Origin of the sequence: Pantoea sp. Ap-967 (genome assembly GCF_011752565.1) — a bacterium.
GTDB lineage: Bacteria > Pseudomonadota > Gammaproteobacteria > Pseudomonadales > Pseudomonadaceae > Aquipseudomonas.
In genome coordinates this window covers 46,172-66,153 of sequence record NZ_VWXK01000029.1, presented here as the reverse complement: position 1 = coordinate 66,153, position 19,982 = coordinate 46,172, and the positions used below count along the sequence as shown (strand labels likewise).

General features: G+C 64.7%; 19 protein-coding genes. 8 read left to right on the top strand and 11 right to left on the bottom strand.

Going from position 1 to position 19,982, the window contains the following annotated elements; genetic code table 11:
* Positions 1 to 319 precede the first annotated feature (319 nt).
* The 8 genes from F3J45_RS23875 to F3J45_RS23840 all read left to right on the top strand — a co-directional run bounded on the left by F3J45_RS23875 (position 320) and on the right by F3J45_RS23840 (position 7,172).
* Positions 320 to 1,468, top strand: a complete 1,149-nt coding sequence (locus F3J45_RS23875; protein ID WP_167068891.1) for an MFS transporter — start codon at positions 320 to 322, stop codon at positions 1,466 to 1,468.
* Between the two features lie 62 nt (positions 1,469 to 1,530).
* Positions 1,531 to 1,758, top strand: coding sequence for a hypothetical protein (locus F3J45_RS23870; RefSeq protein WP_205300660.1), 228 nt, complete (start codon positions 1,531 to 1,533; stop codon positions 1,756 to 1,758).
* 215 nt (positions 1,759 to 1,973) lie between these two features.
* Positions 1,974 to 3,002, top strand: coding sequence for a phosphate ABC transporter substrate-binding protein PstS (gene pstS / locus F3J45_RS23865; RefSeq protein WP_167068885.1), 1,029 nt, complete (start codon positions 1,974 to 1,976; stop codon positions 3,000 to 3,002).
* Between the two features lie 71 nt (positions 3,003 to 3,073).
* Positions 3,074 to 4,039 carry a phosphate ABC transporter permease subunit PstC gene (gene pstC / locus F3J45_RS23860; protein ID WP_167068882.1) on the top strand — a complete coding sequence of 322 codons (966 nt, stop codon included), beginning with the start codon at positions 3,074 to 3,076 and terminating at the stop codon, positions 4,037 to 4,039.
* Positions 4,039 to 4,932: a phosphate ABC transporter permease PstA gene (pstA, locus tag F3J45_RS23855; RefSeq protein WP_167068879.1), complete on the top strand. Its 894-nt coding sequence runs from the start codon at positions 4,039 to 4,041 to the stop codon at positions 4,930 to 4,932. Before pstC ends, pstA begins: the two co-directional genes overlap by 1 nt.
* A 50-nt stretch (positions 4,933 to 4,982) precedes the next feature.
* On the top strand, positions 4,983 to 5,768 hold the full coding sequence (gene pstB / locus F3J45_RS23850; RefSeq protein ID WP_205299823.1) for a phosphate ABC transporter ATP-binding protein PstB: 786 nt from the start codon (positions 4,983 to 4,985) through the stop codon (positions 5,766 to 5,768).
* 97 nt (positions 5,769 to 5,865) lie between these two features.
* A complete protein-coding gene (locus F3J45_RS23845) occupies positions 5,866 to 6,564 on the top strand; it encodes a hypothetical protein (RefSeq protein WP_167068873.1) in 699 nt (232 codons plus the stop codon).
* Positions 6,564 to 7,172: a hypothetical protein gene (locus F3J45_RS23840; RefSeq protein WP_167068870.1), complete on the top strand. Its 609-nt coding sequence runs from the start codon at positions 6,564 to 6,566 to the stop codon at positions 7,170 to 7,172. Before F3J45_RS23845 ends, F3J45_RS23840 begins: the two co-directional genes overlap by 1 nt.
* A gap of 121 nt (positions 7,173 to 7,293) precedes the next feature.
* On the opposite strand, the gene F3J45_RS23835 is transcribed toward F3J45_RS23840, so the two are convergent.
* The 11 genes from F3J45_RS23835 to F3J45_RS23785 form a co-directional block, all read right to left on the bottom strand.
* Positions 7,294 to 7,914 carry a TetR/AcrR family transcriptional regulator gene (locus F3J45_RS23835; protein WP_167068867.1) on the bottom strand — a complete coding sequence of 207 codons (621 nt, stop codon included), beginning with the start codon at positions 7,912 to 7,914 and terminating at the stop codon, positions 7,294 to 7,296.
* 103 nt (positions 7,915 to 8,017) lie between these two features.
* The gene (locus F3J45_RS23830; protein ID WP_167068864.1) at positions 8,018 to 9,109 is read right to left on the bottom strand and encodes an endonuclease/exonuclease/phosphatase family protein; all 1,092 of its coding nucleotides are present in this window, start codon (positions 9,107 to 9,109) and stop codon (positions 8,018 to 8,020) included.
* Positions 9,110 to 9,124: 15 nt separating this feature from the next.
* The gene (locus F3J45_RS23825) at positions 9,125 to 10,090 is read right to left on the bottom strand and encodes a S1/P1 nuclease (protein ID WP_167068861.1); all 966 of its coding nucleotides are present in this window, start codon (positions 10,088 to 10,090) and stop codon (positions 9,125 to 9,127) included.
* A gap of 12 nt (positions 10,091 to 10,102) precedes the next feature.
* Positions 10,103 to 11,344, bottom strand: coding sequence for a phosphopentomutase (locus F3J45_RS23820; RefSeq protein ID WP_167068858.1), 1,242 nt, complete (start codon positions 11,342 to 11,344; stop codon positions 10,103 to 10,105).
* The gene (gene deoA, locus F3J45_RS23815) at positions 11,341 to 12,663 is read right to left on the bottom strand and encodes a thymidine phosphorylase (RefSeq protein ID WP_167068855.1); all 1,323 of its coding nucleotides are present in this window, start codon (positions 12,661 to 12,663) and stop codon (positions 11,341 to 11,343) included. Before deoA ends, F3J45_RS23820 begins: the two co-directional genes overlap by 4 nt.
* Complete coding sequence (deoC, locus tag F3J45_RS23810; RefSeq protein WP_167068852.1) at positions 12,663 to 13,439, bottom strand: deoxyribose-phosphate aldolase; 777 nt, start codon at positions 13,437 to 13,439, stop codon at positions 12,663 to 12,665. Before deoC ends, deoA begins: the two co-directional genes overlap by 1 nt.
* 32 nt (positions 13,440 to 13,471) lie before the next feature.
* The gene (locus tag F3J45_RS23805) at positions 13,472 to 14,731 is read right to left on the bottom strand and encodes a NupC/NupG family nucleoside CNT transporter (RefSeq protein WP_167068849.1); all 1,260 of its coding nucleotides are present in this window, start codon (positions 14,729 to 14,731) and stop codon (positions 13,472 to 13,474) included.
* A 35-nt stretch (positions 14,732 to 14,766) separates the two neighbouring features.
* Positions 14,767 to 15,183 (bottom strand): cytidine deaminase, encoded by a 417-nt coding sequence (locus F3J45_RS23800; protein ID WP_167068847.1) that lies wholly within the window; start codon positions 15,181 to 15,183, stop codon positions 14,767 to 14,769.
* Positions 15,173 to 16,882 (bottom strand): bifunctional UDP-sugar hydrolase/5'-nucleotidase, encoded by a 1,710-nt coding sequence (locus F3J45_RS23795; RefSeq protein ID WP_167068844.1) that lies wholly within the window; start codon positions 16,880 to 16,882, stop codon positions 15,173 to 15,175. The genes F3J45_RS23800 and F3J45_RS23795 overlap by 11 nt, the downstream gene beginning before the upstream one ends.
* 16 nt (positions 16,883 to 16,898) lie before the next feature.
* The gene (locus F3J45_RS23790) at positions 16,899 to 17,540 is read right to left on the bottom strand and encodes a MotA/TolQ/ExbB proton channel family protein (protein WP_167068841.1); all 642 of its coding nucleotides are present in this window, start codon (positions 17,538 to 17,540) and stop codon (positions 16,899 to 16,901) included.
* A gap of 64 nt (positions 17,541 to 17,604) precedes the next feature.
* Entirely contained in the window at positions 17,605 to 19,920 is a 2,316-nt protein-coding gene (locus F3J45_RS23785; protein WP_167068838.1) for a TonB-dependent receptor, read from the bottom strand.
* Positions 19,921 to 19,982 lie beyond the last annotated feature (62 nt).

Below are 19,982 nucleotides of genomic sequence, written 5' to 3'. Positions count from 1 at the left end.
GCTGCCTCCAATTAATTATCCGGATCGACGGCAGTGCGTTTGTGGATGCACGCGCACTACGTGTTTCCAGCACGGGCGCCGTGTAGGAGCGAGCGCAGCTCGCGATGGGCTGCAAAGCAGCCCCGGCATGATGAGCTGCGAGTCTGAAACCCTGGGGCCGCTGCGCGCCCCATCGCGAGCTCCGCTCGCTCCTACCCGGGCCGCCAATACCCATTAAAAAGCCCACTGCCAGGGAGTTCGATTCTTAACTGTGCAAGCCTGCGCCCACGCCCCAGGATTGGCCACACCAACAATAAGAACAACCTTGGGGGGCCTGCCCATGCTCAACGATTCCAAGCGGCTGCGTGCCGCGCTGATCTTCATCGCCTGTACCGCCTTCATCGTCTGTGGTGTACAACCGATTTTCATGGGCCTGGTCAGCGAACAGCTGAACCTGTCGCTCGACCAGCAGGGCTGGGTGGTGTCGGTCGAGATGATCGGCATGACCCTGGGCACCTTGCTGTGCCCACCGCTGATGAAGCGCCACGGTGGGCGCAGCCTGTGCCTGGTGGTCGGGCTGCTGTGCGTGGCCCTGAGCCTGGCCACGGCGTTGGCCAGCACCAGCACGCTGTTGCTGGTGGTGCGCCTGGCAGCCGGCACCTGCGCGGGGCTGGTGTATGCCTACGCGGTGTCGACCCTGGGCCGGCTGCCCAACCAGGACCGCTCGTTCGGGCTCATGCTGTTACTGCAAACCCCGGAGTATTCGCTGTTCTCCGCCGCGCTGCCGCTGCTGGCCGCGCAAAGCGGCACGGTAACGGCGCTCAGTGCATTCGCCTTGTGGTACGTGCTGATCTGCGCCGCCAGCCTGGTACTGCCGCGCCGCCCGGCAGCCGCGCTTGCCCTGGGCGAGGGCTCGCCAGCCCAGGGCGGTTCGGCGCGTACCGGGCGCAGTGCGCTGGTGGGCATGCTGTTCATGCAGATCGCCATCTATTGCGTGTGGGGCTTCATCGACCAGTTGGCCCGCGACCAGGGCATTGGCGGTGTCGACATCGGCTGGGCCTTCGGCCTGTCGGCCATCGGCGGCTTGCCCGGGGCCGGGCTGCCGAGCCTGCTGGGCGCACGGGTCAACCGCCAGCTGATGATTGCCGTGGGGCTGCTGGCAGTGTTCGTCTCCATTGCCATGCTCACTGGCCACACCCGCACGCCGATGCAACTGTTCGTTGCCCTGTTGCTGATCAACTTCGGTTGGGTGCTGTCGCTGTCGTACTACATGGCGCTGATTACCACCAACGACCCCACCGGCAAGCTCACCCCGCTGGTCAGCATCACCCTGATGGGCGCGGCAGCGGTGACGCCGGCCTTGATTGCCCTGTTGGTGCAGGGCTCCAACCCGCAGTTGATCTTCCTGCTGGGCAGCGCTGCGCTGGTGATCGCCTTTGCCGTCACCTGCCTGGGCGCAGGGGGCAGGCGCAAACGCAGTTTTGCATGAGCCAACTTGATGCTTTCACATAGTGGGACTAATACTTAAGCACTGCTGAAAGAGGGATGATCATGCAGACTCGCTTTGTAGTGGTTCCCGCTGTGCCCCTGACCAAAGAAATCCTGCCCCGGCGCCCAGGCTTTCCCGCCATACTGGGGGAGGGCTACGACCTCTACGACACGCAGGACAAGGTGCGCCTGAGCCTGAGCTTCCCAACCCGGGCCGAAGCCGATTTCTACTGTGCGAGCCGCAACTGCTGCCGCGACGCGCCCGCGCAGGAGATGACCGGGAGCGGCTGAGCCCGGCAGGGCAAGCCCCTGCTTTATAAAGATTTCCCACCTTTTCGGGCGGCCAGGCCATGGCCGCCCCAGCGTCGTGCGTGCCTGAGAACGCTATCCATCTGCCTCTGCGCCCCGCCCTAGAGGGCACGAACGAATGCTTTGCCACTCAACAGTCACAAAGCTGTAACACAGCTGATGCAAAGTGTGCCGGCCATCACAAGGAGCGCTTTTCGATGATTCGCCTGATGAAGTCTGCTGCACTCGCCGTTGCCGTTTCGCTTTGTGCCTCGGGTTCCTTCGCTGCAGAGAACGTTCGCCTGACCGGTTCCGGCGCAAGCTTCCCAGCCCCGATCTACCTGACCTGGTTCAAGGACTTCAGCAAGAACACTGCTGGCGTCACCGTTGACTACCAGTCCAAAGGGAGCGGCGCTGGTGTTCAGGACTTCCTGAACAAGACCGTCGACTTCGCCGCCAGCGACTCGGCCATGAGCGAAGCAGACATCGCCAAGGTCGCCGAAGGCGTCCAGCTGCTGCCAATGACCGCCGGTGAAATTGTCCTGGCCTACAACCTGCCGGGTAACCCGAAAGGCCTGAAGCTGCCACGCGATGTTTACTCCAACATCTTCCTGGGCAAGATCACCAAGTGGAACGACCCACAGATCGTCAAGGCCAACCCAGGCCTGAAGCTGCCTGAGCTGCCGATCACCGTGGTCGTGCGTGCCGACTCCAGCGGCACCAACGCCGTGTTCACCAAGCACCTGTCGGCCATCAACGCCAACTTCAAGCAAGAGCTGGGTGAAGGCAACACCGTCAACTGGCCGGCCACCGACAAGTTCATCAAGTCGCCGAAGAACGATGGCGTGACCGCCACCGTGCGCCAGACCCCGGGCGCCATCGGCTACATCGAGTACGGCTTCGCCAAACTGGCCAAGGTCGACTTCGCCGAGCTGGAAAACAAGGCTGGCCACTACGTCGTGCCTAACGCCGAGAGCGGTGCTGAAGCCCTGGCTGCGGTGAAAATGCCAGAAAACCTGGTCGCCACCCTGCCGGACCCGGAAGGTGCCAAGTCCTACCCGATCACTTCCTACACCTGGATGATCTTCCGCAAGGACAACGGCAACCCGGAAAAAGCCAAGGCCATGCGTGAAATGGTCGAGTACGGCCTGACCAAAGGTCAGAAGATCGCCGACTCGATGGGCTACATCCCGCTGCCGCCTTCGGTTGTCGAGCAAGTGCGCAAAGCGTCGGAAAACATCAAGTAACACCCCAGGCGCTCCCGGCATGGATTCACGGCCATGCCGGGGGTGTTTGTCCTCTGTCCCGGAATTAGCCCATGAACACACCTTTTGCCATACCGGATAACCCCGATTCCGCGTGCAGGCCACCGTCCACGAAGGATTTTCTGGTAGATCGCACCTTCCGTGCGCTTGCCCGAATCGGTGTGGTGCTGGTGCTGGCGCTGGTCTTCGCGCTGGTATATGAAGTAGGACGCAAGGCATTTCCAGGTATGGAAAAACACGGGCTGGACGTACTGTTCGGCAGCGTGTGGGACGTCAACCAGGGCAAATACGGCATTCTGCCGGCTATCTGGGGCACCCTGTACAGCGCGCTTATCGCCCTGTTGATTGCTGGTTTCTTCGGCGTCAGCATGGCCATCTTCCTCACCCAGGATTTCCTGCCGGCCCGGCTTGCCGCGGTGTTTCGCACCATCGTCGAGTTGCTGGCCGCCATCCCCAGCGTCGTCTACGGCCTGTGGGGTATCTATGTGGTAATCCCGGCCATTCGCCCGTTGACCGCCTGGTTGAACAGCGAACTGGGCTGGATCCCGTTCTTCGGCACTTCCCTCAGCGGCCCCGGCCTGCTGCCGGCAGCTTTGGTACTGGCGATCATGATCCTGCCGACCATTGCCGCCGTGTCCCAGGACGCCCTGACCAGCGTGCCGATGAAAACCAAACAGGCCGCCTACGGCATGGGCACCACCCACTGGGAAGCCATCCTCAAGGTCATGGTGCCGTCCGCGGCCACCGGTATCTTCGGCTCCCTGGTACTGGGCCTTGGCCGGGCACTGGGCGAAACCATGGCCCTGGCCATGCTGGTGGGTAACGCCAACACCATTTCCCTGTCCCTGTTCGCCCCGGCCAACACCCTGGCAGCGCTGCTGGCGCTGAACTTCCCGGAAGCCGGCCCGAACGAGATCGAAGTGCTGATGTACGCCGCACTGGTCCTGATGTTCATCACCTTGCTGGTGAACGTGTTCGGATCGCTGATCATGCTTTACGCCCAGCGGGGTAACAAATAATGACTGACATCACAGCCCCAGCGAACCCGCTGCCGAGCCTGCAGCGCCGCTTCGAAGGCCGCGCCCTGCGCAGCGTCATGCTGACCACCATGGTCTGGTGCGTCGCCTTGCTGGCCAGCGTGCCGCTGATTTCCGTGCTGTACATGCTGATCACCCGTGGCGGCGCACGCCTGAGCCTGGAAGTGTTCACCGAGCTGCCACCGACCGGTTTCGAAATGGGCGGCGGCTTCGGCAATGCCATGGCCGGTACCTTCGTGATGGTGGGCATCGCCGCCGCCATCGCGGTGCCGGTCGGTATCCTGGCCGCCGTGTTCCTCGCCGAGCTCGGCCCGGAGAGCAAGCTGGCCAATGCCTCGCGCTTCGCTGCCAAGATGCTCACGGGCCTGCCGTCGATCCTGGCCGGTGTGTTCGCCTACGCCCTGGTGGTGATGACCACCGGCACCTACTCGGCCCCGGCAGGCGGTGTGGCACTGGCCGTGCTGATGCTGCCGATCGTCGTGCTGACCGCCGAGGAAGCCATGAAGATGGTGCCCAAGATCATGAAGGACGCGGCCTACGGCATGGGTTGCACCCGCGCCCAGGTGGTCTGGAAGATCGTGCTGCCAACCGGCATGCCGGCCATCCTCACCGGCGTCATGCTGGCCGTGGCCCGCGCCGCTGGCGAAACCGCGCCCCTGCTGTTCACCGCGCTGTTCAGCAACTACTGGATCTACCACGAAGGTAGCCTGGCGGTGATGAACCCGACGGCGTCGCTGGCGGTGCTGATCTACAACTTCTCCGGCATGCCGTTCGACAACCAGCTGGAGCTCGCCTGGGCGGCCTCGCTGGTGCTGGTCATGATCGTGCTGGTCGTCAACATTCTTAGCCGTGTATTCGGCAAACCCAAGTATTGAGAAAGGGAGCATCCAACTTGAACGTATCCACTGCGCAGCGAGTCGCTCCCATGGTCGATCAGACACCCGTAGTCATGGACTGCAAGCTCGACAAGATCTTCTATGGCAACTTCATGGCCGTGCGTGACAGCCATGTGCCGATCCGCAAGAACGAGATCACCGGCTTCATCGGCCCTTCCGGCTGTGGCAAGAGTACCGTGCTGCGCAGCCTGAACCGCATGAACGACCTGGTGAAGGGCTTCCGCTTCGAAGGCCACGTGCACTTCCTCGGCCAGGATGTCTACGGCAAGGGCGTGGACCCGGTCGTGGTGCGCCGCTACATCGGCATGGTGTTCCAGCAGCCCAACCCGTTCTCCATGAGCATCTTCGACAACGTGGCCTTCGGCCTGCGCCTGAACCGCTACAAGGGCGACCTGGGTGACCGCGTGAAGCACGCGCTGCAGGGCGCCGCCCTGTGGGACGAGGTCAAGGACAAGCTCAAGGTCAGCGGCCTGGCCCTCTCCGGTGGCCAGCAGCAGCGCCTGTGCATTGCCCGTGCCATCGCCACCGAGCCGGAAGTGCTGCTGCTCGATGAGCCGTGCTCGGCGCTGGACCCGATCGCCACCCGTCGGGTAGAAGAGCTGATGGTCGAGCTGAAAAAGGACTACACCATCGCCCTGGTGACCCACAACATGCAGCAGGCGATTCGCGTGGCCGATACCACGGCGTTCTTCTCGGTCGATATTTCCCAGGGCACCCGTACCGGCTACCTGGTGGAAATGGGCCCGACCACGCAGATTTTCCAGAACCCGCGCGAACAACTGACCAGTGACTACATCAGCGGCAAGTTCAGCTGATTGCACGGCAGGCGCGAGGCAGCCGGGCGCTTGCACCGAAAAGGTGCGAGCGCCTGGCTGCTTTACCTTCCATCGAAAGTGTTACTCAGGATTTCCAATGCGTGCCACGCGTCGACTTGACCTGCCAGCGATAGAACGCGCACTGCGCGAGGTGCAGGGCCGTTTTGCCGAGCTGAGCCGGCATTTCACCGAACCGCGTGACCCGTTTACCGACGAGGTGCTGCACAATGTGGTTGAAGGCTACGCGCTGATTGACGACTATGTCGCACGGGGCGTTGACTTGTTCGACCTGCAGCAGCTGAACCTGATGCTGGAGATCAACGCCACGGTACTGTGCGGCAGCGACCCGGCCCGCCGGCGCGAATTCGCCCAGCACCTTGCAGCGACCGAGGCGCACTTTTTCAACAACGTGGAAGGTGGCATCAAGGACCTGTACAACTGGTACTGCTCGTACCGCAGCGACTCGATCTGGAAGCGCGCGGCGGGTGTGTATGTACGGATCCTCAGCAAGCCACAGCTGTTCATCGAAGGCAACAACCGCACGGGCTCGCTCATCGTCAGCTACCTGCTGATGCGCGCCGGGTTGCCGCCATTCGTGCTGACGCTGGACAACGCCGAGGGTTATTTCAACCCCTCCTCGGTCATACGCAACTCCGCCAAACACGGTGTCAAGGCATTGTACGAATTGCCCAAGATCAAGAAAAAATACGCGGCCTTTCTCGAAGCGAAGGCGCCTGAGCCCGATCAGTTCTTCCTGGGTTGCACGGCGCTGCCTGTTCATCGGGGAGGCCACTGATGGCCGGTTCATCGATGCCCGGGCACGGGCGCAGAACGTGGCAGGGCATTGGGCGCAAGGCCCGGCGCCCGCAAGTGCGCATTTCGTTCGATGTCGACGACACGCTCGCCTGCCTGCCGCACCACAGCCCCGCCGAGCACAGCAAGCTGCCGGAATGCATTCATCGCTGGTTGGGTGAACCGCTGCGCATCGGTACTCGCTCGCTGATCCGCGAGCTGCGCCGCCAGGGCTGCAGCATCTGGATCTACACCTCGTCGGGGCGCACGCCGTCCTACATTCGGCGTTGGCTGATGCTCTACGGCATTCATGTGGATGGCGTGGTCAACAGCGACCGTCACCACCATGTGGTGTCGGCCCACGGGCTTGAAAATGCCCCGTCGAAGTACCCACCGGCATTCGACATCGACCTGCACGTGGATGATTCCGAAGGTGTTGGCATCGAGGGCGACGACCATGGTTTCCGCGTGGTAGTGGTAGACCCTGAGGACCAGGCCTGGGCGCAGAAGGTGATGGACGCTGCGGCCCAGGTGCAGGCCCAGTTGAACTGGCAGCAGTCGATGCGCCATGAGGCCCCGGCACCACGCCGCGCCGAAGCCCAGGCTTGCTGAGCGAGTAGCCCTTCGCGAGCTTTGCTCGCTCCTACCGGGCGGATCTTGCGCCGCCCCCTGGTAGGAGCGAGCACAGCTCGCGATGGGCCGCGTAGCGGCCCCAGTTTCCCAGCAATCGAAATCAGGGCTCCAGCCCGATCCCCCGTAACACCACTGCGGTAATCGTCTGCACCGCCTGCTCGAACTGCTGGTCGCTGAGCGGTTCGTGCCCGTTCAATGCCCGCACCTGGTAATCGAAGTCGGCATAGTGCTGGGTCGATGCCCAGATCATGTACAGTAGGGCGAAGGGCGCGATCGGGCTGATGCGCTTTTCCTCCACCCACTGGCGGATCTTGTCTTCCTTGAGCTTGGCACCGGCCAACAGGTGTTCCTCGATGATGTCGCGAAACAGCGGCGCACCGTGCATGATCTCGTTGGCCCAGAGCTTGGAGCCATGGGGGCGGGTGCGCGAGTGGGTCATCTTTTCCCGCACGTAGCTGGTCAGCACCACCCGTGGGTCATCGAAATGGCTGAAACAGGCACCTTCGCGTTCCCAGTCGCCCAGCAGGTTGACCAGCACTTCCCGGTACAACTCGTCCTTGGTGGTGAAGTAGTAATGCAGGTTGGAGCGCGGCAGGTCGGCGCGCTTGGCGATATCGATCATCGAGGTGCCAGCGTAACCTTGTTCGGCAAAAACCTGCTCGGCCGCGAGCAGGATCTTCTCGACGTTCTTGCGGCGAATCTTGATCTTGTGGTTACTCATTCCATTTCCGACACTGGTGCTTTTGGCAGTAAACATCTGACGCCCTTGCAAAGGTGGGCGCCACATCCTGTGGCGCCCGTTGGCAGGATCCTACACCCAAGGCTCATGGCGCGCGGAGGTAGATTTGTGCGTACATCGGCCAATGGTCAGACACGCCTTCGGGGTACTGGCCGCCGTTGAAGCGCGCCGGCGTGCCCCACTTGTTCACCTGGTAGGGGCTGGCCTTGGGCATGTGGATACTGGCGCTGTCCACCTTCCAGCCGTTGAAGCCTGCGCCGCTCATCGCCTGGGGGAACAGCAGGATGTCGAAAAACGACCACTGCCGCTCTCGCGGATAGTAATAGCTGCCCTTGCAGCCGTCGCAGCCGATCAGGTGCGACACGCTCCAGGTGCTGGCGAGGGTGTCGGCGATGTAATGGTGCTTGGCTTCTTCACCGGCGTTGATGTTGAAGTCACCGCCCACGATCGGCAGCACATCAGCCGGCAACTGGCGCTTGAGCTCGGCCAGGTATTCCACGGCCTGGCGGCGCAGGTAGCCAGGGCCGCCACCGGAGGGCAGGTGCACGGCGAACACCGAGGCTTTCTGGCCGCCTGGCAGCAGCAGGCGAACTTCGAGGATGCCGCGGGTCTTGCCGGTCTTGTCCGAGGTATCGCCTTGCTCGTCGTGATAAGGCACCCGGTGCAGAACCGGCGCGCCCCATTGCGGCAGGCGGCTCAGCACGGCCGTGTCGATACCGCGCTCATCCCAGCCCTCCAGCAGCACCCGGGTTTGGTAGGCGGATGCGCCGAGGTGGCCATTGAGCCGCTCCAGCACTGCGCGGTTTTCCACTTCTTCAAGCAACAGGATATCCGGCCCACGGCCGCCATCGGTTTGGCTGATCACGCTGGCCAGGCGGGTGAGCTTCTGCTCCAGCCGCGCCTCGGTCCAGTCATTGCTTTCGCATTCCTGGCGCCAGGCCGGCACGCTGATGCGCGCGCAGGTGGCCAGGTACTCGGGGTGCGCCTGCTTCACGCTCAGGGGCAGGTAGGCGTAGTCGTCCTTGCCCGGGTCATGGGCCGTGTCGAACAGGTTTTCGACGTTGTAGGCCATCAGCGAAACGCGCGTTTCAGCGTGCTCGGCAACCGGCGCGGTGGCGCAGCCGGCAAGGCCCAGGGCCAACAGCAGCGGCAGGTGCCGCAAACGGGGAGTGTGCATGGCGATTCTCGCGTGTCAGGAGCCAGGGCGGCCGGCGACCAGCGCAGCATTGAGCAACTGCGCCAGGCGCACCGAGGCCAGTTGCACCTGCTGTTCGGCGACGGGCACGAAGGTGCTCATGTAGCTGGCATCGAAGCCGCCGGTGCGGGTGGTTTTTTCATTCATCAGCTTGTCGCCACGGCTGTATTCCTTGCCGGTGCGGTTGTAGGCCAGGGTCTTGGCGCTGTAGTCGGTGTCGCCCCCGTCATCGTCGTCCATGCCCTGCTTGCTCGGCAGCTTGCGCTTGCCGGCGGCCTTCTGCGGGTAGATGTTGTCGTCACGCACGATGCGGCAGGCTTGTTGCGACCACTGCGCCGGGTTGCTGGAGTCGGCGGCGGGCAGGCCTTGCTGCAGCTTGTCGGCATAGGCCTTGACGTCGAGGCGGGCCGCGCCCAGCAGGAAGTCATCCCACACCTGGCGCAGGTTGTAGGACTTGCCGGCGGCCTGTACCGGGTAGTCGTAGCCGCCACGGTCATCCTTGAAGCTGTTGTTCAGCGGCGAGCTGGCATCGCTGACGTGGTGGATGAGAAACAGCATGGCCATCAGCCGGGCTTGGTTCGGTGCCTTGGGGTCGGCCAGCGCCGTGCGGTTCTGCTCGATGGCGGCCACGGTGCAGGCGCCATCGGGGCAGTCGCGGGTCAGTTGGAAGGTGCAGTCGTCGCTTTTGTAGACCACCATGCGCTGGTTGCGGGTGTTTTCCCACAGCACGCGGTTTTGTGGGTTCTTCTCCAGGTTGCCGGCCCAGTTGGCGACCACGGCCAGGTCGTTCTGCTTGATCTGGCCGAGCAGGCGCAGGGCTTCTGCCTTGGCCTCGGGGGTGAGCTGGCGCTGCGCCAGTTCACCCACCAGGGCTGTGCCTTGCTGGCCCCAGGCCAATACCTGGCCAGCCCACAGGCTGGCAGCCAGCACCAGGCCATTGTTCAGGCATTTGCGTAACGTCACGTGCAGTTCTCCTTATTGCAGGTTGGGGTATAGGGCATCGAGGAATGCTTGCCCGTGGTCACAGGGGGGCAGGGCGAAAAACTGCGCCAGGGTCTGGCCGATGTCGGCAAAACTGCTCCGGGCACCGAGGCAGGTGCTGTGCAAGCCTGGGCCCCATACCAGCAGCGGCACGTGCTCGCGGGTGTGATCCGTGCCCGGCGCACTGGGGTCGCAGCCATGGTCGGCGGTGATGATCAGCACATCGCCTGGCTGCAGGCGTGCCAGCAGTTGCGGCAGGCGCCGGTCGAAGGCTTCCAGGGCAGCGGCGTAGCCGGCGATATCGCGGCGATGCCCATACAGCGTGTCGAAGTCGACGAAGTTGCTGAACACCAGGGTATTGCCCGGCGCCTGGGCAAGGGCCTCGACGGTGGCGTCGAACAAGGCGTCGTTGCCTTCGGCCTTGAACTGCCGGCTGATACCACGCTGGGCGAAGATGTCGCCCACCTTGCCCACGGCGAACACCTGGCCGTTGGCGGCGCACAGGCGGTCGAGCAAGGTTGGCGCCGGGGGGGGCACGGTGTAGTCGCGGCGGTTGCCGGTGCGGCTGAAGTTACCGGCGTGCTCGCCAGTGAAGGGGCGGGCGATGACCCGGCCAACGCCATAGGCGTCGCACAGTTCGCGGGCCAGCGCGCACAGGCTGTACAGCCGCTGCAGGCCAAAATGCTGTTCATGGGCGGCGATCTGCAGCACGCTGTCGGCGCTGGTGTAGACGATAGGCTTGCCGCTTTGCAGGTGCGCCTCGCCCAGCTGGCTGATGATCTCGGTGCCGCTGGCGTGGCAGTTGCCGAGCAGGCCGGGCAGGTGGCCACGGGCGATCAGGGCGTTCAGCAGCGCGGGCGGGAAACTGTTCTGCCGTGCCGGGAAGTAGCCCCAGTCGAACAGCACCGGCACCCCGGCCATTTCCCAATGCCCCGAGGGGGTGTCCTTGCCGCTGGACAGCTCCCGGGCATAGCCCCAGGCACCTTCGGCCACTGTGTCGGCGCTGAACCCTGGCGGCAGCACTCCGGCGCTGAGCGCCGCAGCATGGCCAAGGCCAAGCCGTGCCAGCGTGGGCAGCTGCAGCGGCCCCTGGCGGCCATTGCCGTCGGCCTCGCCACGGGCGCAGGCCTGGGCGATATGCAGCAAGGTATTGGCCCCGGCGTCGCCAAAGCGCCCGGCATCAGCGCTGGCACCAATGCCCAGGGAGTCGAGCACCAGCAACAAGGCGCGCTTCATGCAGGCTCCAGGCACACGCCAGCGAACAGCGCGGGCGCCTCGACCGGCGCGCTGGCGATGCGGTACGCCGCCTGCACCGCGGCAACCGCACGCTCGGCCTGGGCCAGGTCCTGGGCATGCACCCTTGCCAGCGGTTGCCTGGCCGCCACGGCCTCGCCAGGGAAGCACAGCTGGCTTAGCCCCACCGCCGGGTCGATGCGGTCTTGCGGGGTGCGCCGGCCGCCGCCGAGGGCAACCACCGCCAGGCCGATTGCGCGGGTATCGATGCACTGCACGATACCGGCTTGCGGCGCCGGCACCGGAATCACCAGCGGGGCCTGGGGCAGGTGGCGGTGCGGTTGCTGCACCAGGTCGCCCGGCCCACCCAGTGCCTGCACCATGTGGGCAAAACGCTGCAGCGCTGCGCCACTGTGCCAGGCTTCCAGCAGTTGCTCGCGGGCTTGCTCAAGGTCGCGCGCCAGCCCGGCGCACACCAGGGCCTGCTCGGCCAGCGCCAGGGTCACCTGCCACAGGCGCGGGCTGCGCACTTCGCCGCGCAGCAGGGCGATGGCTTCCTCCACCTCCAGGGCATTGCCTGCCGAGCGTGCCAGTGGCTGGCTCATGTCGGTGATCAGCGCCCGGGTGCGCACGCCGCTGCCATTGGCCACGGCCACCACGCTGCGGGCCAGGGCAGCGGCGTCGTCGGGCGCGGCCATGAACGCGCCGTTGCCGACCTTGACGTCGATCAGCAGGGCATCCAGGCCGGCCGCCAGTTTCTTGCTGAGAATCGAGGTGACGATCAGGTCGATCGACTCCACCGTGCCGGTGACATCGCGAATGGCGTACAGCCGTTTGTCCGCCGGGGCCAGGTCATGGGTTTGGCCGATGATCGCGCAGCCAACGTGCTCGACCACCTCGCGCAGCCGGGCCATGCTGGGCTGGCTGTCGTAGCCCGGGATACTGTCGAGCTTGTCGAGGGTGCCACCGGTGTGGCCCAGGCCACGCCCGGAGATCATCGGCACGTAGCAGCCGCACGCCGCCAGCAGTGGGGCCAGCACCAGGCTGACCAGGTCGCCGATGCCGCCGGTGGAGTGCTTGTCCACCACCGGGCCTGGCAGGTTCCAGCGCAGCACCTGGCCGGAGTCGCGCATGGCCGTGGCCAGGGCGACCCGTTCCTCGACATTCAGGCCCTTGAGCAGCACGGCCATGGCGAAGGCAGCAGCCTGGCCTTCGCTGATGCTGAGGTCGGTGATGCCGTTGACGAAGCGGCGGATGTCGGCGTCGTCGAGTACCTTGCCGTCGCGTTTGCGGCGGATCACTTCCTGTGCCAGCCACGCCATCAGTAGGCCCCCCCGGCGTTGTTGCCTGGCGCACCGTGCAGGTGCCCGAGCAAGTCGCCCAGCAGGCTGGAGGCGCCAAAGCGCAGGTGCCGGGGCGATACCCATTGGGCGCCGTTGATGCGCTCGGCGAGGTCCAGGTAAACCTGCGCATCGGCCAGGGTCTTCATGCCCCCAGCCGGCTTGAAGCCCACGTTGGCATCCAGGCTGGCGATGCATTCGAGCATGATCTGCGCCGCACCCACGGTGGCGTTGACGGTCACCTTGCCGGTGCTGGTCTTGATGAAGTCAGCGCCTGCGGCAATGGCCTGCAGGCTGGCCTGGCGGATCAGCGCAGGCTCGGCCAGCTCGCCGGTTTCCAGAATCACCTTGAGCAAGGCGCGGCCACTGCACAGCTGCTTGCATGCCTGCACCAGGGCCGCGCCGCTGTCGGCATCGCCGGCCAGCAGGGCACGGTAGGGGTAGACCACGTCGATTTCATTGGCGCCATCGGCCAGGGCCTGGCGGGTTTGTGCCAGCACCTCGGGCAACGCGGCGTTACCGCTGGGGAAGTTGGCCACGCAGGCCACCGCGATGGCCTGCCCGCCAAGCGCATCGAGGGTACGCCGCGCCAGGGCGGCGAAGCGTGGGTAGACGCACACCGCCGCCACCGGCCCTGCCGGGGTCATGGCGCGCTGGCACAGCGCCTGGATCTGCGCGTCGTCGTCATCGTCATTGAGGGAAGTGAGGTCCAGCAGCGCAATCAGCGTGCGCGCGCGTTCAGCGTCGATATCAGTCATTTCAAGTTCACGCAAAGGCTGTGGAAGGAGTGTCAGAGGGCCAGGAAAACCCCGGCCAGTGCCGCGCTCATCAGGTTGGACAGGGTGCCGGCCACGACCGCCTTGAGCCCCAGGCGGGCAATGTCGGCCCGCCGTTCGGGGGCCATGATGCCCAGGCTGCCCAGCTGGATGCCGATCGATGCCAGGTTGGCAAAACCGCACAGGGCGAAGGTGACGATCGCCTGGGCCTGGGCGCTGAGCACCGGCACGCCTTTGGCAGCGGCCTGGGCCGGGTCGAGGTGGCGGGCGAAGTCGGCGTAGGCGACGAACTCGTTGAGCACCAGCTTTTCGCCGATCAAGCCACCTGCGGTGATCGCCTCGTGCCAGGGCACGCCCAGCACGAAGGCCAGCGGTGCCAGGCCGTGGCCGAGAATCAGCTGCAGGTTCAGTTGCGGCAGGCCGAACCAGCTGCCGGTCCAGCCGAGCAGGCCGTTGAGCAGGGCGATCAGGCCAATGAAAGTGAGCAGCATGGCGCCGACATTCAGCGCCAGGTGCAAGCCTGCGGAGGCACCGATGGCGGCGGCATCGATGACATTGGCCGGCTGGCCTTGCCCATGCCCCGGCGCCTCGTGCGCCTGCTCATGGGGCTGTTCGGTTTCCGGCTCCATCAGCTTGGCCATCAGCAGGCCGCCCGGGGCGGCCATGAAGCTGGCGGCGATCAGGTACTTGAGCTCAACGCCAAGGCTGGCGTAGCCGATCAGCACGGAGCCGGCCACTGAGGCCATGCCCCCGACCATCACCGCGAACAATTCCGAGCGGGTCAGGCGGGCGACGTAGGGGCGAATCACCATGGGCGCTTCGGTCTGGCCGACGAAGATGTTCGCCGTGGCGGCCATCGCTTCGGTGCGGCTGGTGCCCAGCAGGCGCTGCAAGGTGCCGCCGATCACTTGGATGACCACGCGCATGATGCCCAGGTAGTAGAGCACGGCGATGAAGCTGCTGAAGAACACGATCACCGGCAACACGCGAATGGCGAACACGAAACCACCGCTGCCGAACACCTCCGCCATGCGCGTGCTGCTCAGGCCACCGAAGATGAAGTCGATGCCCTGGTTGGCATAATCCTGCAACGACGCCACCGAGGCGGAAATGCCGCCCAGGGCGCTTTGGCCCCATGGCACGTAAAGGGCAAAGGCGCCCAGCCCGGCTTGCACGGCGAAGGCGGTGACAACGGTGCGTAAACGAATGGCCTTGCGGTTGCTGGACAGCGCCACGGCCACCAGCAACAGCACCACGATACCGATCAAGCCCATCGAACAGTTCCTGAAAAAAGGTCAGCAGGTTGGCTTCAAAACGCCTGGAAGGCGCCGGGCAGCAACTGCCCGGCGGTCCAGTGCCGCGTCGCCGTGGCATCGTGGCCCACGCAAATCACCGGGCAGCCGGGGGGCAGCAGTTCGAGCATCACCTGGCGGCAGGCGCCACAGGGCGAGATCACCGGCACCTTGGGTGCATACACCAGCATGGCCTTGAAGCTGCCGGGGGCCAGGCCCTGGCTGATGGCACTGAACAGCGCGCTGCGTTCGGCGCAGTTGGTCAGGCCGTAGGACACGTTCTCCACGTTGCAGCCGCGGATCACCCGGCCATCGTGGGTCAGCAGCGCGGCGCCGACCGGAAACGCCGAGTGCGGGCACCAGGCACTGTCGGCAGCGGCCATGGCCTCTGGCAGCAGCAGAGCCTGCAGGGCCAGCCCGTGTTCATGGCGCATGGCTGAGCACCTGTGCGGAAACGTTGCGGATGCGCTGCTGGGCCTGGCCAAAACCTGCGGGCTGGCCTGCACGGTCCTGGGCCTGCAGGTAGGCGATCATCGACTCCAGGTCGTTGATGCCGGTGTCGAGCCGGTCGGTCGCCTGCTTGAGCACGGTGAAGTTGTCGCCGCCTTCGGCCAGGAAGCTGTTCATGACGATGCGGTAGGGTTGCTCGGGCTGCACCGGTTGGCCATCGACCTTGAGGCTGTCGACAAGCACGCGCTGGCCCTTGGGCAGGCTGCCATCCCACTGGTAGCTCAGCGACGCCGAGGGCTGCAACGGGTAGAAGCCCATGCCGCCGTCCTGCCATTGCTGCTCCAGCAGTTCACGCAGCTGCGCGCCGGTGAGGGTGAGCAGGGTGAGGCTGTTGTTGAACGGTTGCACCGTGGCCACCTGGCCGTAGTTCACCTGTTCCTGGCCGGGCTCCAGGGTCAGGTCCATGCGCATGCCGCCCTGGTTCATCAGCGCCACCTGGGCGCCGAGGTCACGGGTGGCGGCCAGTTGCGAGTCGGCGATCAAGTCGCCCATGGGCGACTCGCCGGCCTCGTTGGTAACCCGCAGCACCTCGCGGGCCGCCAGGCGCGCCACCGGCTTGCCCAGCCGGGCCTGGCTGCGGGCCTCAACCTCGGCCAGCAGCGGCGCGATCTCGGGGCTGGCGCTGTAACGGGCGGCGTCCACCACCAGGTTGTTGGCTTTGACTGCCAGCAAGCGGTGCTGGGTGGTGTCCACGGTCAAGGTCAGCTGGGTGAGCAGGCGGCCGAAGGAGGCGCCCTGGGTCACCAGCTTGTCGCCCAGGCGGCACAGGTAGCCTTCGTGGGTGTGGGCGGTGACCACCACCTTGATTTGCGGGTCGAGGCGCTTGGCCACGTCCACCACGTCGCCCTTGAGCTGGCTGCAGTCTTGTTGGTCGAAGCGCTCGGGGGTGTTGCCGCCCTGGTGGATCACCGCGACGATGGCGTCGACCTTCTGCTGGCGCAGTTCCGGCAGCAGGGCATTGATGGCCTCGGCCTCGTCCAGGGTGGCCAGGCCTTCCATGCTGCGAGCACTGACGTAGGCATCGACATTGCGCAAGGTGGCGCCCACGAAGGCAATGCGGGCACCGTGGGCCTGTTCGATGCGGTAGGGGGCGAACAGCGGTTTGCCGCTTTGCTTGTCGATCAGGTTGGCGGAGATGTACGGAAAGCCCGCGCCCTTGTAGGCCTTGTCGAACTGGCAGGCCTGTTCGCGGCTGGACTGGCAGCCACCGTCGATCTGGCGCAGCAGCTCGGCCTTGCCGTGGTCCAGCTCATGGTTGCCGACCACCGAGAATTTCAGCCCCAGCAAGTGCAGCGCTTGCAGGCTCGGCTCGTCCGCCCACATCGAGGAAATCGGCGGGCTGCCGCCGACCATGTCGCCTGCGCCAATCAGCAGCAGTTGCGGGTCTTGCTGGCGCAACTCGGCCAGCGCGCCGCTGAGCGGCCCCAGCCCACCGGCCTTGAGTTTCACCGGGCCGTTGGCATCAGGGTACTGGAACGGGCTGGCCAGCAGGTTGCCGTGGAAGTCGTTGAGGGCGGCAATGTGAACATCGACCGGAGCCGGGGCTTTCTGGCAACCGCTGGCCAGCAGCACGGCGGCCAGCAGCAGGGGGAACGAGCGTTTGGCGAAAGGCGCGTACGACATGGGGGCTCCCGGGGGTTCAGGCAGGTTGCAGGGCAGTGGCAGGGGCGCCGGCCGGCTTGGCGGCGAACGCGGTGCCCATGCCGGCGCGCAGCAGAAGCATCTTCAGGTGGTCGGTGATCAGTTCCAGGCGGTCTTGCAGGTGGTTGTTGAACACCAGGCCCACCAGGGCAATGGCAATACCCAGGGCGGTGGCGTACAGCGCAGTGCCGATACCGCGCGACACTTCGCCAGGGTCGGAAACGCCCGCCTCGGCCAGCGCCTTGAAGGTGTCGATGATCCCCAGGATGGTGCCGAGCAGGCCCAGCAGCGGCGCGCCGGCCACCACCGCTTCAAGAATCCACAGGCTGCGCGAGAGCCTGCCGCGCATGCCGATGTAGATGGCCTGGCCAAGGTCTTCCAGCTCCGCGTGCGAGTGCAGCTGGCCACGGCCTTCGAACAGTTGGCGCAGCAGTTCCAGCGGCAGGCTGTCGCGTTCACGCAGCTCGGCCGGCAGTTCGTTGAACTGGCGCACTTTCTTGTGCAGGGCCGCTTCCAGGGCGCGCGCCTTGCGCAGGTTGTAGGCGAAGAAGATGCCCCGTTCCACCACCACGAAGGCGGCGAGGGCGGCAGCGCCGTACATGATGTAGAAGGTGATGTCGTGCAGCAGGTCCATGTTCATGGCGGGTTACCTCGGTTCAGCGCAGAAAGGGCGGGGCCGGCCCAGGGCTGGCCCCGGTTCAGGGTCAGAATTCAGCTTCGAACGACACCGCGACAGTCTGCTCTTCGCCGATGTTGTAGTACGGCGTGCCGATGGTGCTGCGGTTGTTCGCGCCACCGGTGCCAAAGCCTGGGTTGTACTGCGCGGAGGTGAAGGCCACGCTGTCAACGCCACTCAGGTACTCGCGGTTGAACAGGTTGCTGACCGACAGGCGCACGGCGGCGCTCTTCATGTACTGCTTGTTCACCGGCAGGCGGTAGCCCAGGTTCAGGTCCACGGTGGTGAAGTGCGGAATCGACTGGTCGTTGGTCATGTCGCCGTACTGGTTGTCGACGAACTTGCCGATGACGTTGCCGTAGAAGCGCCCGTCGTCGTAGCCCAGGCTCAGGTTGAACATGTTCTTCGGCACGCCGGCCACCTGCTTGCCCTTGGTGGGCAGGTCGATGCCGTAGTAGCTGATGGTGTCCTGCTGCTCGGCCTCGGTGTAGGTGTACGAGGCGTAGTAGTTGAAGTTGTGTGGCAGCAGCCCGCTCCACTCCAGCTCCAGGCCACGGTTTTTCACTTCACCGACGTTGAGCATCTCGTAGTCGCCGGTGATCTGGTTGCGGCTGGAGATCTGCCGGTTCTTGAACTGCAGGTAGAACAGGGTGGCGCTCAGCGCCATGTCGTCGCTGGCATAGCGCCAGCCAAGCTCGTTGTTCCAGCTCAGCTCAGGCTTCAGGCTCATCGAGTCGCCGCCGTTGTACAGCACATAGTTCGGTGGCGTGCGCATGGCGCGCGAGACGCTGTAGAACACCGAGTTCTCGGTATCGAGCTGGTACTTGGCGTTGAAGCTCGGCAGGAATTCGTGGTACGTGGCATCACGTTTGGCCGGCGTGTCGTAGAGGCTGGCACGCAGGTTGCCATCACGCTCGGAATGCTCGTAGGCCACGCCGCCGCTCAGGGTCAGGTCGGAGGTGACGTTCCAGGTGTCCTGCACGAACAGCTTGTGCGATGGGGTGATGGTGAAGTAGTTGCGGCCCTGCACTACGTTGCCATTGGCATCGCGCACCTGGTTGGAGTCGTTGTATTCGGCCCACAGGTCGGTTGGGCTGCCATCGGCGTTCAGCGGTACGAAGGGCTGGCTCTGGCGCTGGCGGGCGCGCTCGTACCAGTAGCCGACGTCCAGGGTGTGCTCGTCGTTCACCGCCCAGCTCAGCTTGGTGTTGATGCCGGGGCGCCAGGTTTCGGTCCAGGACGGGCGGTAGTAACGGCCGCTGACCGGGTTGCCATCGGCGTTGTACTGGGCCGAGGTTTTCAGGTTGCTGAGGTCGTAGTTGCCGCTGGAGCTGGTGGTGCTGAACAGGGTGGCCGGCGAGCCGAAGGCGCTGTAGCTACCGCCGTTGGCATAGTAGTAATAGGGCTGCACGGTCAGTTGCAGGTCGTCGCGCAACTGGAAGCGCCCGGTCACCGTGGCGCTCATGGTTTCGAACGGGTTGACGCTGGTCTTGTAGCTGGCGGTGGTCAACTTGCCGGTGGTGGGGTTGTAGGTCGGGGCGTTGGGGAAATCGTAGTCGTGGTCCGAATGGTACTGGGCCAGGCTCGGCTTCACGTATTTGAAGTTTTCCTGTTTGTGGTATTTGATCAGGGCATTGATGCTGTTGCCTTCACCAAACTTGTACAAGCTGTTGAGTTCGAACTTTTCGGCGTCGAGGTCGCCTTTGCCTTTCCATTTGTCGCTGTTGGTCTTGGACGCGGAAATGTAGTTGCTCAGGCCGTTATATTCACCGGTATTCAAACGGACGAAGGTCTTGTCCAGGTTATTGCTGCCGATGGTTTGCTTGATGAACACGCCGGCGTCTTTGCTTGGGGCCATCGACACCAGGCCAATGTTGCCGCCGCTGGCGCCGATATGCGGCGCGTCGAGTTCCGAGGAGCCCTGGGTGAGGAAGACTTCCTGCAGGTTCTCCGGGTCGCCCAGCAGGTTGGGGTACATGGAGAAGTCGCCGGAGTCGTTGATCGGAATGCCGTCCATGGTCACCCCGACCTGGCTTGCCTGCATGCCGCGCATGGTGAAGGAAAAGCCGCTGAGGCCGGTGCTGTCGTCGCTGGACACGTTGACGCCAGGGGTGTACTTGAGCTTGTCGATACCGTTGCCGGTGGGCGACATCTTCTCCAGCGCTTCCTTGGTCACGGTGGAGCGTGCCTTGGCCGCTTCTTCCTGAACCATCATGCCGTTGCCCAGGGTTTGCCCGGTGACATTGACGTCGCCGATATCCACCGAGTCTTCGGCAAACGACGCAGCCGTCCAGCCACCACACCCGACCGCCAGCAAGGTAACAAACAACTTATTCAACTTCACCACACATCCCCTTTGTAAAAAGTCCAGGCGGCACGGTTCGCACGCGCCCACGTAGAAGGCAG